General features: G+C 62.6%; 12 protein-coding genes. All 12 read right to left on the reverse strand.

Annotated features, from left to right (window positions below; genetic code table 11):
• Nucleotides 1–315: 315 nt before the first annotated feature.
• Nucleotides 316–1686: a DNA repair protein RadA gene (gene radA, locus L9O85_RS07420; RefSeq protein WP_108981213.1), complete on the reverse strand. Its 1371-nt coding sequence runs from the start codon at nt 1684–1686 to the stop codon at nt 316–318.
• A 9-nt stretch (nt 1687–1695) separates the two neighbouring features.
• Nucleotides 1696–2418 (reverse strand): N-acetylmuramoyl-L-alanine amidase, encoded by a 723-nt coding sequence (locus tag L9O85_RS07425; protein WP_050624821.1) that lies wholly within the window; start codon nt 2416–2418, stop codon nt 1696–1698.
• Between the two features lie 195 nt (nt 2419–2613).
• A complete protein-coding gene (gene spoIVA, locus L9O85_RS07430; RefSeq protein ID WP_050624822.1) occupies nt 2614–4092 on the reverse strand; it encodes a stage IV sporulation protein A in 1479 nt (492 codons plus the stop codon).
• Nucleotides 4093–4250: 158 nt separating this feature from the next.
• Complete coding sequence (locus tag L9O85_RS07435; RefSeq protein ID WP_256181491.1) at nt 4251–5771, reverse strand: DUF3794 and LysM peptidoglycan-binding domain-containing protein; 1521 nt, start codon at nt 5769–5771, stop codon at nt 4251–4253.
• 310 nt (nt 5772–6081) lie between these two features.
• A complete protein-coding gene (gene rsgA / locus L9O85_RS07440) occupies nt 6082–6960 on the reverse strand; it encodes a ribosome small subunit-dependent GTPase A (RefSeq protein ID WP_050624824.1) in 879 nt (292 codons plus the stop codon).
• A gap of 1 nt (nt 6961) precedes the next feature.
• A complete protein-coding gene (gene pknB, locus L9O85_RS07445; RefSeq protein ID WP_108981211.1) occupies nt 6962–8977 on the reverse strand; it encodes a Stk1 family PASTA domain-containing Ser/Thr kinase in 2016 nt (671 codons plus the stop codon).
• Between the two features lie 24 nt (nt 8978–9001).
• The gene (locus L9O85_RS07450; protein ID WP_050624826.1) at nt 9002–9724 is read right to left on the reverse strand and encodes a Stp1/IreP family PP2C-type Ser/Thr phosphatase; all 723 of its coding nucleotides are present in this window, start codon (nt 9722–9724) and stop codon (nt 9002–9004) included.
• Complete coding sequence (rlmN, locus tag L9O85_RS07455) at nt 9721–10782, reverse strand: 23S rRNA (adenine(2503)-C(2))-methyltransferase RlmN (RefSeq protein WP_050624827.1); 1062 nt, start codon at nt 10780–10782, stop codon at nt 9721–9723. The genes L9O85_RS07450 and rlmN overlap by 4 nt, the downstream gene beginning before the upstream one ends.
• The gene (gene rsmB / locus L9O85_RS07460; RefSeq protein WP_276755791.1) at nt 10779–12119 is read right to left on the reverse strand and encodes a 16S rRNA (cytosine(967)-C(5))-methyltransferase RsmB; all 1341 of its coding nucleotides are present in this window, start codon (nt 12117–12119) and stop codon (nt 10779–10781) included. The genes rlmN and rsmB overlap by 4 nt, the downstream gene beginning before the upstream one ends.
• 30 nt (nt 12120–12149) lie before the next feature.
• Nucleotides 12150–13079 (reverse strand): methionyl-tRNA formyltransferase, encoded by a 930-nt coding sequence (gene fmt, locus L9O85_RS07465; RefSeq protein ID WP_301578355.1) that lies wholly within the window; start codon nt 13077–13079, stop codon nt 12150–12152.
• The gene (def, locus tag L9O85_RS07470; protein ID WP_050624830.1) at nt 13076–13567 is read right to left on the reverse strand and encodes a peptide deformylase; all 492 of its coding nucleotides are present in this window, start codon (nt 13565–13567) and stop codon (nt 13076–13078) included. The genes fmt and def overlap by 4 nt, the downstream gene beginning before the upstream one ends.
• 22 nt (nt 13568–13589) lie before the next feature.
• Nucleotides 13590–16088 (reverse strand): replication restart helicase PriA, encoded by a 2499-nt coding sequence (gene priA / locus L9O85_RS07475; RefSeq protein WP_301578356.1) that lies wholly within the window; start codon nt 16086–16088, stop codon nt 13590–13592.
• Nucleotides 16089–16101: the final 13 nt, after the last annotated feature.

The raw sequence follows: 16101 nt of genomic DNA on the forward strand, positions 1-16101 counted from the left end.
TTTTGCCGCCTTGGCCTCCAGGGACGCCTGCAAGAGCCGGTCGGCCATCGCATAAATCATGCGCACGAAAAGACCGCATCAGAAAGACTCTAGCTTCCTGATGCGGTCTTTTCGCATAGATATCTCTCATCTGGGCACACTGATGACCATGATATCATGGCCCGCATTTCAGCCAAACAAAAAAGGTGTGATCTTTTGAGCCTGATCGTCTGCACCGACCCCTGCGTCTACCAACAGGACGGCTACTGCTCTCTGGCCCGGGCGGCATCCTGCGGGAGTACCGGCGGGAGCGGCTGTGTCAACTTTGTTCCCCGCTTACAAAATGGCGGCCAGTGCTTCCCGGATGTTGGCCACCCGGATCACGTCCAGGCCCTCCGGAACAGACAGCTTTCCTTGGACCCGTTTCGGGATCAGGCATTTGGTAAATCCCAGGCGCCGCACCTCACTGAGCCGCTGTCCCAGGGCACTCACCGCCCGCAGCTCGCCGGTCAGGCCGATCTCTCCGATGGCGGCCAAGTCGCTGGGAACAGGCCTGTCCCGGAAGCTGGAGGCAAAAGCGATCATAGCGGCCAGATCAGCGGCGGGCTCCTCCAGTGAGAGGCCGCCAATCACGTTCACATAGGCATCGCAGCCGCTGAGCATCAGTCCGCCGCGCTTTTCCAGCACCGCCAGCAGCAGCATGGCCCGGTTGTAGTCCACCCCGTTGCTCACCCGGCGGGGATTGCCCAGGCTGGAGGGCACCACCAGCGCCTGTACCTCCGCCAGCACTGGCCGCACCCCCTCCATCACGCAGGTGACGCAGGTCCCGGGGGCGTCGGTGGGCCGCCCGGCCAGCAGGGCCTCCGACGGGTTGGGCACTTCCGTCAGTCCCGCGTCTGCCATCTCAAAGACGCCGATCTCATTGGTGGCGCCAAAGCGATTTTTCGCCGCCCGGAGGATGCGGTAGGCCATCTGCCGCTCTCCCTCAAAATAGAGAACGCAGTCCACCATATGCTCCAGCACCTTAGGGCCGGCGATAGATCCCTCCTTGTTCACGTGGCCGATGACAAAGACGGTGATCCCCTCCCCTTTCGCCAGCTGCATCAGGGACATGGTACACTCCTTCACCTGGGAGATGCTTCCCGGCCCCGAGCTGATATCCCCGTGATAGAGGGTCTGAATGGAGTCCACGATGAGCACATCGGGCTGGAGGCTGTGGACTGCGTCCAGCACGTGTTCCAGGTTCGTTTCCGACAGGAGATAGAGCCCCTCGCCGGCCACGTTCAGCCGCTGGGCCCGTAGCTTGATCTGCCGCTCTGACTCCTCACCGGATACATACAGGACCTTGGCGAACCGGCACAGGTTGTCGCAGATCTGGAGCATCAGGGTGGATTTTCCAATGCCCGGTGCGCCGCCCACCAGCACCAATGAACCGCGCACCGCTCCGCCGCCCAGCACCCGGTCCAGCTCTCCCATCCCGGTGCGGAAGCGCAGCTCATCGGTGACCTCCACCTCTTCCATGGACTTAGGACGGCTGAGAGGGACGCCGATACCGGATGTCCCCCGGGCGGGCCCTCCCTTCCTGGGGGCCTGTTCTGCGGGCCGCTCCACCACCGTATTCCAGGCCCCGCAGGCCGGGCATCTCCCCTGCCACTTGGGCGTCTCATTTCCACATTCCGTACAATAAAATACCGTCTTGGCCTTCATATTTCATCCTCAAATCTCTGTGGTATGGGCCGTGATCCGCTCCCCCTGAAAGGTCAGGCAGGCGCTGGCCAAGGCTGCGGCGATCTTGGTCTGATAGACCGGGTCTCGGAGCCTGGCGGCCTCCTGTGGATTGCTGAGGAAGCCGCACTCCACCAAAATCGCCCGGTTGTCAATGTGATTCATCAGATATACTGTGTCTGGGATCTGCTTGGCCTGCCTGCCGTTGTCCGGGTCCAGCGTTTGGCGCAGGATCTCCTGGGTGTATTCGGCCAGTGCCTGGGAGCCCTCTGTGGGTGCGTAGAACACCTGTGCACCGTCGTAGCGGCTCTCCGGGTAGCTGTTTTGGTGGACACTGATCAGGGTGGCGCCGGACAGATCCTGGACGGCCCGGGTCCGGTTGCGCAGGTCCGAGGACTTCTTCTCCTTCAGGGAACCGGCCTCCGGGTCGTGCAGGGAGATATCCTCCCGGCGCAGCATGACGGGGGCGGCACCGCAGAAAGCCAGGATGTCCTCCAGCCGAAGGGCTATGGCCAGGTTGATGCCGCTCTCCTGGGTGCCGTCTGCCGAGACCGCACCGCCGTCCTCTCCTCCGTGGCCGGCATCCACGATGAAGGGGCCTGTCTCCGTGCGGGCAGCGGCGGAGACAGCCTCTCCCTCTCCGTTCGGAGACACGAAGGGGGCCATACACAGCAGTACTGCCAGGACGCACAGGACCGAAATGACATGTTTCATATTGGCATACACCTCCCGTCCATCCTATGGCCGGGAGGCCGCTTTCATGTTATTATACCGCAGATAGGTCCAAAAGGCAAAGGCTCATGCTCACATTAGCTGCAGTATTTTGGAAAGGACTATGAAGCAGTTTTCTCCCAGTTGACATAATATTAGAGGGCGGGGCGCGATTGGAGCGCCCTGCCCTCTTATTTGTTACAGGATGATGCAGATCAGTCCGCCGGAGCCCTCGTTGATGATGCGCTGGAGGGTCTCCCGGAGCTTTTCCCGGGCGTCCTCCGGCATCCGCTTGACCTTGGTGTTCAGGTCCTCCCCCACCAGCTCGTAGAAGGATTTCCCAAAAATGTTGGACTGCCAGATCTTGGAGGTGTCCCCCTCAAATTCCTGGAGCAGATAGTGGACCATCTCCTCGCTCTGCTTCTCCGTACCCACGATAGGGGCAACTTCGGTCTCAATATCCGCGCGGATCATATGGATGGAGGGGGCGCTGGCCTTGAGTCGGACGCCGTAGCGTCCCCCCTGCCGGACGATCTCCGGCTCCTCCAGCACCAGGGAATCGATGGAGGGCACCACGATGCCGTAGCCGGTCTCCTCCACCTCCTTCAGAGCGTCTGCCACCTTGTCATATGCTGCCTTGACTCCAGCCAGCTGGGTCAGCAGAGAGACCAGATCCCCGTCGTCCTGGATCTGGAAGCCGGACTGCTGGGACAGAGTGTGGTAGAACAGGGCCCTGGGCAGGTCCAGTACCGCAGCGGCCAGCCCGGTGCCTAGGTCGATGGAGGTCACCCGGGCGTCGCTCACCTCCTCGCACTCCTTGATGGAGCGGACCGTCTGCTCCACGTCCCGGATGCGGTACAGGTCGGAGGCCCCCTCCCGGATGGCGGTGTACAGGGCGGACTTGATGGGGTGGTCCTGAGCCAGGGCGTCCACCCAGGGGGGCAGGAACAGGTCCAGCTCCTTCACCGGGAACTCGTAGAGCACATCCTTCAGGACGGTGTTGATGTCCCCCTCGCTCAGCTCCAGGCAGTTGAGTGCCCGGCAGGCCACCCCGTACCGCTGGCTGATGTCCGCCTGGATGGCCTGGGCCCGCTCCGAGTTGGGATAGGCGGAGTTGAGGAGAACCAGAAAGGGCTTCCCCAGCTCCTTCAGTTCCGTGATGACCCGGTCCTCCGCCTCCAGATAATCCTCCCGGGGGATCTCGGTGATGGTCCCGTCCGTGGTGATGACGATGCCGATGGTGGAATGTTCCGCAATGACCTTCCGGGTGCCGATCTCCGCCGCCTCCGACATGGGGATCTCGTGATCGAACCACGGGGTGGTCACCATCCGCTGGGTCTCTCCTTCCAGATGTCCCACCGCTCCCTCCACCATGTAGCCCACGCAGTCGATGAGCCGGACCTGGAAGGCGGCGCCCCCCTCCATTGTGACAGCTACCGCTTCCTCCGGGACAAATTTGGGCTCCGCCGTCATGATGGTACGCCCGGAGCCGCTCTGGGGCAGTTCATCCCTGGCCCGCTCCCGGCGGTACACATTTTCAATGTTGGGGATGACCAGCGTCTCCATGAACCGCTTGATAAATGTGGATTTTCCGGTCCGGACCGGCCCCACGACGCCGATATAGATATCGCCCTCGGTCCGAAGCGCGATATCCTCGTAGATTTTGCGATCTTCCACTGAAATTCCTCCTTCGGCCGAGCAAGCCGGTGATTTCCTTACAGTGTATGGGGATAAGCTGTGGAATATGACCTTGCCGCATAGCTTTTCCAGCCTTTGTTTGAAAAAGGAGCCGGACCGCAGGCCGACAGGCCCGGTCCGGCTCCTTGCCGATGAGATCAGCGTACCCGGGGGATCAGGAGCATCCTGCCCGTGGGCAGGCAGCCCTCCTCCAGCTCATTGGCTTGGGTGATCTCCTCTGTGGTAGTACCGTACGCTTTCGCGATGTCCCACAGCCGCTCTCCCGGAGCGGCCATACGCAACACCACAGAGGGCTGTGTCCCGTCCGGCTTGGCCCGTTCCTCCCCCAGACGCGCGGAGGAGATAGCGGCCTGCCTGCGCTCCGCCAGACAGAGGCAGTGGAATTCCAGAGTGAAGCGCACCTCCAGTCCGCCGGCCGCCGGCACCACGGCCAGTTCGCCTGGGGCGGTACACCAGCACTGACACACCGCCTGGACCGGGCAGTCCAGCCTGCAGTCCGTCTGGACGGTGCGCTGGATAGACTGAAGCTCCTCCCCGTCATCCAGATACAGGGCCGTGATGAGTACCTCTGCCGAAAGGATCATCTGGTCGCCCTCCCGGCTCTGCCGGATCTCCCCTAGGGACAGCCACCCGTCTATGGCGTTTCGTACCAGGGTGGTGGTCTCCAGGATCTCACGGACGCTCTGGGGCCGAATGGACTGATCCACCACCTGGCGCATGGTGTGTTCCTCGGTCTGGACCTCCAGCATCCATCCGGTGCTGTAAATATCCTGAAGCATGGTGACCGGCCGCTGGCTCCTCACCACCGCCTGGGCCAGGAGCTCCAGCGTCACCTCGGCGGAGCCCACCGTTGTCCCAATGGCGGGGGCATTCAGATCGGTGAGGACGACCCGCACCTCACATTCCGCGTCCTCTCCGGCCCCAGGAACTTCGATGATCTGAGAAAAGGGCATGGACTCCCTGGCTGTCCGAAGGGTCCCGTCCGCGTCCCGCAGGAGGGCGTGGAGCTCCACACTGCCCTTGAAGATCAGCTTGCTGCCAATGAGACGGCTCTCCTCACAGGATGGCTCTCCCCGGAGGCTGAGCAGCTCACCACCCTCTGATAGCCCCAAGTCCACACCATCTGTAAATGTAAAGGGTTTTTCCTGCACGGCTATGATCTGATCGGTGGTCTGCTCCTCCTGGAGCTGGCGGATACCATGTTCCTCCGCCGCCTCTACCCCTTGGCATATGGTGCGCTCACAGGGCTGGCAGGCCCTGATCTCCACGGCCAGGTCCACCCGGAGCAGGATCTTTCTGGGATTCAGCACCCGGGCCTCCGCCCACCGCAGGCGGGGATCGGCCAAAATGGTCCCCTGGGAGGTCAGGCCGGGGGCCTCGACCTGGCAGGTGAAGGGGACGCTGAGCTCCATATGGCGCAGACATCCCCCCGTCTCCGGCAGATACAGCACCGAGGCGCGCACCATGCCGGAGACGGTGGCCATTCCCTCCCGGGCCTGTTTTCCTGTGAGGCACGCCTGACCGCATACCTCAACGATGCGCAGAATGTCCGGACAGGCATCCGGAACGATAGCCTCCTGGGTCTCCTCCTGACAGATGGTGACGTCTGCTACGGTCTCAAAGCAGTGGATCGCATCTCGTTTGAGCTCAAGCTCCATAATCGTCCTCTCCCTTACAAATCGAGTCGGCGCGGCCTGGGCCGCCGCGCCGGGTCAGCCATTCCGCTTTGGGACCACTATATGTACAGGCAGGGACAAATATGCCACCCTCAGAAAAGGACTCAGTGCCCCCTGGGCCCCGGGATCACTTCAGGCCAAACAGCTTCCGCAGCAGACCCCGCAGACATCTGGGAGAACGTACCACGACGATGCCCATAAGAAAGCCTCCCCTCCGCATAGACTGGCCGTTTTCCGGCTAATCCAGTCTATGCACGGGGAGGCGATGTGTCACTGTTCCACTGATAAAATTTTATCGCGCCCAGTCCGGGATCTGCTTGGCCTGGTCGTACAGGCGTATATAGCTGGCGTGGCGGCTGGGCTGGATCGCTCCGGCCTCCACCGCCTTCAGCACCGCGCAGCCCTTCTCCTTCACATGGGAGCAGCCGGTAAACTGGCATTTTCCCAGGTAAGGGGCAAACTCCCGGAAGCAACCCTCCAACTCCTCCTTGCGGCAAAGCTCCATGCGGTCCGTATCAAAGGAGGAGAACCCCGGGGTGTCGGCCACCAGAGCCCCGCCGCTCAGCCGGTAGAGCTCCACATGGCGGGTGGTGTGCCGACCCCGCCCCAGCTTTTCGCTGATCTCCCCTGTCTGCAGGGCGATCCCAGGCTCCAGTGCATTTAGGATGCTGGACTTACCGACGCCGGAATTTCCTGTGAAGGCAGACACCTTTCCAGAAATGACCTGCCGCAGCTCTTCGATCCCCTCGCCGGTCTCCGCGCTCACCTTCAGGGTGGTGAAGCCGGCGGAGGTATAGATCTGGTACAGGTCCTCCCCCGGCACCAAGTCCCACTTGTTGACGCAGATGACGCTGTCACATCCCCGGCGCTCCGCGATGGAGATCACGCGGTCAATGAGGAAGGGATCGGTGGCAGGGACCGCCTGGGACACGATGATGACCAGTTGGTCCACGTTGGCCACCGCCGGGCGCTGGAACTCATTCTTTCTGGGGAGAATCCCGTCCAGCGAGCCGCTCCCGTGTTCCAGCGGGGTAAACAGCACCCGGTCACCCACCAGAGGGGTCACCTTCTCATGGCGGAACTTCCCCCGCCCCCGGCAGGCGAACAGCTGAGTCCCGTCGTCCACATAGTAGAAGCCGCTGAGGGCTTTTAAAATCATTCCTTCTGCCATATCACTCGTCAAAGTTGACCGTGACGCCGTGGTCCAATCTCCCATTGAAATAGACGTTGTATGTCACTTTCCCTGTCCCACTGACCGGTACTGACACAGCCACTTCCATAAGAGGGTTCACATCCCGGTTATAAACTTCCTTTCCGTCGTCGCTGGTGACCATCACATTGATGGACTGGACAGGGTCCGTCTCATCCACCACCGGCAGGTTGATGGTGAGTGTCTTGGTTGATGTCTGAGGAATGTCCGGGTTCTCAGGCCCTGTACTGACGGTAAGGTTGACCTTGCTCCCCTCTTCCACCTCTGTACCAGCCTCCGGCCACTGTTCCACTACCTTTCCCTCCGGTACTGTTTCACTGGAGACATGCTCTATCTCACCCACCTCCAGGTTCATCAGACGGATCCGGCTCTCCGCGTCGCTCTGGGCCATGTCCGCGAAAGAGATCAGCGTGACCTTGGACGCCTCAGGCCCCTTACTGACCACCAGATGGACGCTGTCCCCCGCCTTGAGTTCGGTCCCCTCCGCAGGGGTATAGGAGATGATATAGTTGGCGGGCACCTCATCATCGAACTGATATTCGGGGGCCTCCACGCTCAGCCCCATGTCCCGCAGGGTGGCCAGGGCCTTCAGATATTCCTGGTTGGTGACATCGATCATCTGGATCACCTCGGGTCCACCGCTCACCGTCACCGTGATCTCTGCGTTGTTGGACTTCACGGTGCTCCCGGCAGCAGGGTCCTGCCTGAGGATCGTCCCCGCAGCCTCCTCGCTTTCCACCGTCTGGCCAACGACGATGTTGAACTCCTGTCTCAGCTCCGGGTCCTGAAGGACCTCCTCATAGGTGTAGCCCGTCAGCTTGGGGATGGTATAGTCCGGCGAGGGCATCAGGATGGAGGAGATGAAGAACTGATACATGAAGTAGAACAGTCCCGCCACAAAGGCCAGGATGACAACGATGGCCGCGATGATGGGCCAGTTTGTCCCTCCCCGCCGGCGGTCCCGGCGCCTGGGACGGTTCTCCGGCTCCTCCTCTTCCTCCTCCGGCTCCTCGTAGCGGCGCCTGCGGGGTTCAGGCTCCGGCACACGGCTGCGCACCGGCGTATGGGGCGTGCGGATCTGAGTCATGGCGCCCTCTTCCGGCTCCTCGGGCACGAACTCGCTCACGTCGTAGTCAAAGTTGATGCTGGGGTTCTTACGGAACTCTTCCAAGTCGGCCAGCATCGCGTCTGCGGAGGGATATCGGTTGTCCGGGTTGGGAGCCATGGCCTTCATGGTGATGGCCTCCAGCGCCTCTGGGATGGTAGGGTCCAGCTCACGGGGGGAGAGTGGGATGGAATTGATGTGCTGGATGGCCACGGAGACCGGAGTGTCCCCCTCAAAGGGCAGGCGGCCAGTTATCATCTCATAGAGCACCACCCCCGCAGAGTACAGGTCGGAGCGGGCGTCAATATGGCTCCCTCTGGCCTGCTCGGGGGAGATATAATGGACGGAGCCCAGCGCCTCCTGAGTCAGGGTGCTGTGCCCGCCTGAAGCCACCCGTGCGATCCCGAAGTCGGCCACCTTCACGCTGCCGTCCCGCAGCACCATGATGTTGTGGGGCTTGATGTCCCGGTGGATGATGCCCCGGCTGTGGGCGTGCCCCAATGCCTTGACGATCTGGGTGATAAAGTGGAGTGCCTCCCGCCAGTTCAGCTTGTTCCCCTTTTTCTGCATATACTGCTTCAGGGTGATACCGTCGATCAGTTCCATCACGATGTATTCCAGGTCGGAGGAGCGGCTGACGTCATAAACGGCCACGATGTTTGGGTGGGAAAGCATGGCTACGGCCTGGGACTCGTCGTGGAAGCGGCGGCGGAACTCCGCGTCCTGGGCCAGATCTTCCCGAAGGATCTTGATGGCCACCAGCCGGTTGAGCCGGTGACAGCGTGCCTTGTACACCCGGGCCATGCCCCCGGTGCCGATGATCTCCAGGATCTCATATCGATTATCGAGTAATTTACCTATGTATTGATCCATGGTAAATCGCCTCCTTTGTCGCTGTTATTCGTACTGAATCAGGACCGCCGTCACGTTGTCCGGCGCGCCCCGTTTCAGGGCGATATCCAGCAGCCTCTCACAGCAGGTGACCGCCTCCCCGCCGTGGATCACCTCATAGAGCAACTCCTGGTCGGTCACTACATTGCTCAAGCCGTCGCTGCACAGCAGCAGGTAGTGGCCGGGCAGGGCCTGAAGATAGAAACAGTCCGCCCGAAGATGGGACTCCGCCCCCAAGGCGCGGGTGATGAGATTCTTATGAGGATGGACTCTGGCCTGATCTCGGGTCAGATCCCCTCGTTCCACCAGATCTTCCACCAGCGAGTGGTCCCTGGTGACCCGGGTGATGCCTTCTGGGGTGACGTGATAGGCTCGGCTGTCCCCTTCGTTGAGGATAACTGTCTCGTGGGGCCCCGCCAGGGCTGCCACCAGGGTGGTGCCCATCCCGGAGCACTCCATGTCCACATTAGAGCGGTGGAAGACCTCGTCATTGGCGCGGGATGCCGCCCGCTCCATCCGGACCCGGTCAGACTCGTCCTCCTTTCGTGAAAGGAATTCCTCCATAAAGAGCTCCACCGCCATGGTGCTGGCGATGTTGCCCGCCCGGGCGCCGCCCATGCCGTCGCAGACCAGCGCAATGATCCGGCCGTCCGGCAGGGTCCGGCAGGCAAACGCATCCTGGTTCTGCTCTCGTACCATTCCCCGGTGGGTGATCCCCCATACATTCATGGAATATCTGCCTCTTTCCTGCCGTCATTCCGGCCGAGTGTCTGAGCCATGGCCTTTCGGCGCAGCTGGCCGCAGGAGGCGTCGATATCGCCTCCCAGCTTGCGGCGCACCGTAACGGTCACGCCGTGCCCCTCCAGGCGCCGCTGAAAAGCGGCCACCCTGCGGCTGGGCTTCAGTGGACTCTCCTCCACATCATTGAGCGGGATCAGGTTGACATGGCCGGGTGTCCCCTTCAGCAGCCGAGCCAGGAGATCAGCCTGCCAGTCAGAGTCGTTGACCCCGTCGATCATTGCATATTCGTAGGAGATGCGCCGTCCAGTGGTCTGGAAATACCGCCGGCAGGCTGCCATCAGCTTTTCCACGCCCACGCTCCGGTTCACCGGCATCAGACGGGAGCGGGTCTCATCGTCCGGCGCGTGGAGGGAGACCGATAGTGTTAATTGTAACCTATGTTGGGCCAGTTTGTCAATTTGATCCGCCAGCCCGCAGGTAGACAGGGAGATGTGACGCATGCCGATGTTCAAACCATTGGGCTGGTTGACCAGTGTCAGGAACTTCAGCACCGTATCCATATTGTCCAAGGGCTCCCCGATCCCCATCAGCACGATGTTGGAGACCGGCTCCCCGCTGTCCAACTGGGTGAAGAGGACCTGGTCCACCATCTCTGCCGGCGTAAGGTCCCGTACCTTGCCTCCCAGGGTGGAAGCGCAGAAAGCACAGCCCATCCGGCAGCCCACCTGACAGGAGATACACACAGTATTCCCATGCTTATACCGCATCAAAACTGTCTCGATACAGTTTCCGTCTGACAGCCTCCACAGGTATTTGATGGTGCCATCCTGGGCAGAGACCTGCTTTCTGGCCACCTGGGGAGCTGTAAGAAAACAGTGCTCCTCCAGCTTCTGCCGCAGGACCTTGGGGAGGTCGGTCATTTCGTCAAAGGAGACGGCACCTCGATAGAGCCACTGAAACACCTGCTTGGCCCGGAAGGCGGGTTCCCCCTGCTCCCGGAACCAGGCGGCCAGCTCCTCCGGCGTCATGGATTTGAGATCGATCAAAGGGCTTCCTCCCTCTTTTTCATGCGGCTGATAAAGAAGCCGTCCGTCCCCTGTATGTGGGGCCACAGCGTCAGCATCCAGCTGCTCCCCTCCGCTCCGGGGACGCCAGGCAGCTGGAAGGGCTCGGGTCCAAACTGGGGGTGCGCCTCCAGGAAGGCGGACACCACATTCTCATTTTCCCGCCGTAGCAGCGTGCAGGTGGAGTAGAGCAGTGTCCCACCGGGCCGCACATAGGAGGAGACGTTCTCCAGGATTCGGCGCTGTACGCTGGGAAGGGCTGCCAGGGGCTCCGGGTCCTTGTAGCGGATGTCCGGCTTCTTCCGAATGACGCCCAGACCGGAACAGGGGGCGTCCACAAGCACCAGATCAAAGGCACCCTCCCACTCCGGGCGGTGGACGCAGGCATCCGCCGTCATAGGCGTGACGCAGTCCAGGCCCAGACGGGCCGCGCCGTTGGCGATCAGCTTTTTCTTGTGGGGGTGCAGGTCGCAGGAGCACACCGTTCCCCTGCCCCCCATGGCGATAGCTGCGGCAAAGGACTTGCCGCCGGGCGCCGCGCAGGCATCCAGCACCCGCATCCCCGCGGCAGGGCCTGCTGCCGCCACCGCCAGCCGGGAAGCTGGGTCCTGGATGTAGAAGAGACCCGCCTGAAACTCCGGCAGCTCCTCCAGATTCCCGGTCCCAGACAGGAGGATACAGTCTGTCAGCCAGGGGTGTTTCTCTGCCCGGACCCCTCGCTCCTCCAGGCGCAGGCGCAGCTCCCGGGCGTTGATCTTCAGGGTGTTCACCTGGGCCGCCGTGGCAGGCTGCGCGTTGTTGGCCCGCAGCAGGGCCGCAGCACCGTCGTTCCCCAGAGTCAGCAGGAATTCCCGCACCATCCACGCCGGATGGCTGTACAGGATGGACAGGTACTCCACCGGGTCCCGCTGGGGGATGGTGGGCAGACGCTCCAGGCTCCTCTCCAGACTGCGGAGGATGCCGTTGACCATCCCCGCCGCCCGGGGGTTCTTGCAGTAGGCCCGGGTCAGCTCTACGGACCGGTTGACCGCTGCGCTGTGGGGGATCCTGTCCAGAAAGAGCATCTGGTAGGCCCCCAGGCGCAGGGCCTGGACCACCCGCCCCTCCATCCGCTTGAGGGGGATATTGGAGAAATGGGCCAGGTAGAAGTCCAGGAGCATCTGGTTCTGCAAAACACCGGCGCACAGCTGGGTGGCCAGCGCCGCGTCCCGGCTGTCCAATCCGGCCGCCGATATCTGCTTTTTTAGGGCGCCGTCCGACCATCCCCCCTGTCTCTCACAGGCGTTCAGGGTGAGGAGCGCCGTTTCTCGGGCATCCACAGGGCTTCACCTCCCGCTTCTGAATGGGTCTCAATCCTCTTCCGCCGAAACAGGGTGTCCTCTCAAATAGTCTGCCGCAGACATCCGTCGACTTCCAGGCGCCTGAAGCTCTGTCAAGCAGAGCACCTTTCCATCTCCACAGGCGACCCGGATGCCCCGTTTGTCGGCAGAAAGGATGGTGCCGGGCCGCCGGCTGGTGGACTCCCCGGTCTCTCGACCGCCAAACACCTTCACCACACCAGCACCCAGCAGGTCGGTGCTGGAGGCAGGCCAGGGGATCAGCCCCCGGATCTGGTCGTGGATCTCACGGGCCGGGCGGGTCCAATCAATGGGAGAGAGCTCCCGGGAAAGCATGGGCGCATAGGTGGCCCGTTCCCCGTCCTGGGGGGTACGCTCCGCCGTTCCGGCCTCCAGCCGGGACACTGTCTGGACCAGCAGCCGGGCGCCCAGCCCGGCCAGCCGATCATGAACCGACTCCACCGTCTCTTCGGGATCGATCGGGGTGGACGCCTGGGCGATGATGTCCCCCGCGTCCAGCTCCTGGGCCATATACATGATGGTGACCCCGGTCTCCTCCTCCCCGTTGAGCACCGCCCAATTGATGGGGGCAGCCCCCCGGTACTTGGGGAGCAGGGAGGAGTGCACATTGATGCATCCATTGGCCGGCAGCTCCAAAATTTCCCGGGGCAGGAGACGGCCGTAGGCCGCCACTACGATCAGCTCAGGGGACAGCTGGCGGATCTCCTCCAGGGCAGTGCCGTCCTTGAGAGTAACAGGCTGGAAAACAGGAATATCATGTGCAAGGGCTATCCGCTTTACAGGTGGTGCCTGGAGCTTCATTCCCCTGTTTTTCGGCCGGTCCGGCTGGGTGAATACGCCGCAGATGGTGTGTCCTGCGGCAATCAGCGCCTCTAGGGACGGGACAGCGAAATCCGGGGTGCCCATAAAGAGAATCGTCATTTCCCCTGCTCCTCCAGCATGGCGTCCAGCTCCTCGGTGGTGTAGATCCGGTCGGCCAGATCCGTGTAGAGCTGTCCGTCCAGGTGGGCCAGCTCGTGGCAGAAGCACCGGGCGGTCATGCCTGTCCCCTCAGTCTCAAACTCATTTCCGTTCCGGTCGTGGGCCCGGACCTTCACCCATGCGGGACGCTTCACATAGCCCCAGTAACCGGGCACGGAGAGGCAGCCCTCCAGGCCGTCCTCCTCCCCCTCGCTGGCAATGATCTCAGGGTTGATCAGCTCCAGCATCTCCTCCTGGTCGTTGACCACCAGGACCGCTCTGCGCAGGATGCCCACCTGGGGCGCGGCCAGGCCCAGCCCGTTGGCCTGGGCCAGGGTCTCCCGCATGTCGTCCAGCAGATCCCACAGCTTTTGATCGAAGCGTGTGACCGGATGGCAGTGTTTCTCGAGGACAGGGTCCCCCTTTTTGATGATCTCTCGAAGCGCCATGAAACATTTCTCCTTTGCATAATCAATCCATGGGATTCAGGTCGGCAAATACAGAAGTCCCCCGGCTCTCCCGGTCCTGCCGCACCGCCCGGAGGAGGGCGGCGATCAGGGAACGGAGAGGGCGGCTGTCCTGTCCGACCAGTGTAAGGCGGTATCGATACCGGTTGTTGACTCTGGCGATGACTGCCGGCGCGGGACCCAGCAGGCGGAAGGACTGATCGGGCAGTTTGGGGAGCTCTCTCTCCAAAAACTGCCTCAGCCGGGTGCACACCCGGAGCACCCCCGCCTCGTCGGGGCCGGAGGCGGTCAGCACCAGGATGTCCCGAAAGGGCGGCTCGTCCCGCAGGCGGCGCAGCTGGATCTCCTGCTCATAGAAGCTGTCATAGTCCTGGCCGGCGGCGAAACGGATGACGTCGTTGTCCGGGGTGTAGGTCTGGATCACCGCTCTCCCCCGCTTCTCCCCGCGGCCGGCCCGGCCCACCACTTGGGTGATCAGAGAGAAGGTGCGCTCCCCGGCGCGGAAGTCGGCGGCATAGAGGGACAGATCTGCGTCCACCACCCCCACCAGGGTCACATTGTCAAAGTCCAGCCCTTTGGCCACCATCTGGGTCCCAACCAGGATGGGGACGCGCTGTTTCTGAAATCGGGATAGAAGCTCCTCGTGGGGGTGGGCGGCGGAGATGGTATCCGCATCCATGCGGAGGATCTCGATCCCGGGAAACAGTGCCTCCAGTTCCTCCTGGACCCGCTGGGTCCCCACACCGATGAAGTTCAGCCTGCCGCCGCAGGAAGGACACGCAGGAGGAAGGGGCTCAGAATAGCCGCAGTAATGGCACATCAGCCTTCCGTTGGCGGAGTGGTAGGTCAGCCGCACCGAGCATCGTGGGCACTCCGGGACCTGTCCGCATTCCCCGCAGGAGACCATGCGGCTGCTGCCCCGGCGGTTCAGGAACAGGATGCTCTGCTCCCCGCGTTCCAGGTTGCAGGCCAGCTCCCGGCGCAGCTCCGCACTGATGGCGGTGCAGTTCCCCGCCCGCAGCTCCCGCTTCATATCCACAATGCGGACCTGCGGCATGGCCTGTTGGTTGAAGCGTTGGCTCAGGGTAAACAGACGGTAGCGCCCCTCCCTGGCCTGGTACATGGACTCCACCGCCGGGGTGGCTGAGCCCAGAAGAAGCACCGCTCTATGCTGGACACAGCGGTATTTTGCCACGTCCCTGGCATGGTAGCGGGGGGCGTTCTCTGATTTATAGCTGCTCTCCTGCTCCTCGTCCAGCACGATCAGCCCGATGTGGTCCAGAGGGGCAAAAACAGCGGAACGGGTGCCCAGCACCACCCGGGCCGCGCCGGAACGGACCCGCTTCCACTCGTCGTACCGCTCTCCGCTGCGCAGGGAGCTGTGGAGCACCGCCACCAGCTCCCCAAAGTGGGAGGCGAACACCCGCAGCAGCTGGGGCGTCAGGGAGATCTCCGGGACCAGTACCATGGCGGTCTGCCCCCTGGCCAGCACCTCCTGGATCAGGCGGATATAGATTTGGGTCTTTCCGCTGCCGGTGACGCCGTACAGCAGGGCGGCGCCCGCCTTCCCCCGGAGGCAGAACCGGTCCAGGCCGCGGAAGGCCGCCTCCTGCTCCTGATTTAATTCCACCGGTCCGGCGGGCTCCACGTCCTCTACCCGGACCCTCCGGAGCACCTCATGCTTCTCCAGGGTGAGGATTCCGCTCTTTTCCAGAGATCGCAGCGTGGCGGGAGAGGCGCCGGTAAAATAGCAAAGCTCCTTGGTGGAGGCCGCCCCCAGAGTGCAGAGGAGCTCCGTCACCGCGTAGCGCAGGGGAGCTCGCTTCCGTCTGGAGGCGACCAGCTCCATGGCCTCCTCTGCCGGCATATTCAGCACGGCCAGCCGCTCTGTCTTGTCCCCCACCGCCCGCTGGGCGCTGGTCTCCAGTACCGCGATCTTCCGGTCCAGAAGGACCCGGATGGCGGGGGTGGGGTCCTTGGCGCCAAAGGCGGTGTGGATCTGAGTCATGTCCCCGCTCCCCCCCCAGCAGCAGAGCATCTCCGCCAGCCTGGCGGCAGCTGGAGCGTCCGAGAGCAGATCCCAGATCTGTTCCGGCTCCAGCCCGGGGACTAAGGTCACGCTGTCCCGCAGGGCAAAGTACATCCCCGCCGGGAGCATGGCCTTCACCGCGTCGCTGACAGTGCAGAAGTACCGCTCCCGCATCCACAGGGCCAGCTGGATCCCCTTTTCATCCAGGACGGGAGCGTCGTCCAGACAGGACAGCACCGGCTTCAGTGTGGGTGTGTTCTCCTCCTGCCGTTCCAGGGAGAGCACGATGCCATCCGACCCACGGTTTCCGCTCCCGAAAGGGACGGCCACCCGCATCCCGGGCAGTACCTGTCCCTCCAGCTCCGGAGGGACCAGATAGTCATAGGGCTTGTCGATGGCGTAGATCGCTTTGGATACCGCCACCTTGGCCACCACTCTCCCGATACCGATCCCCTCCTCTTCCGTACAAGGCAAAGCAAGCGTGGGA

The sequence above is a fragment of the Lawsonibacter asaccharolyticus genome (assembly GCF_022453915.1).
Classification (GTDB): domain Bacteria; phylum Bacillota; class Clostridia; order Oscillospirales; family Oscillospiraceae; genus Lawsonibacter; species Lawsonibacter asaccharolyticus.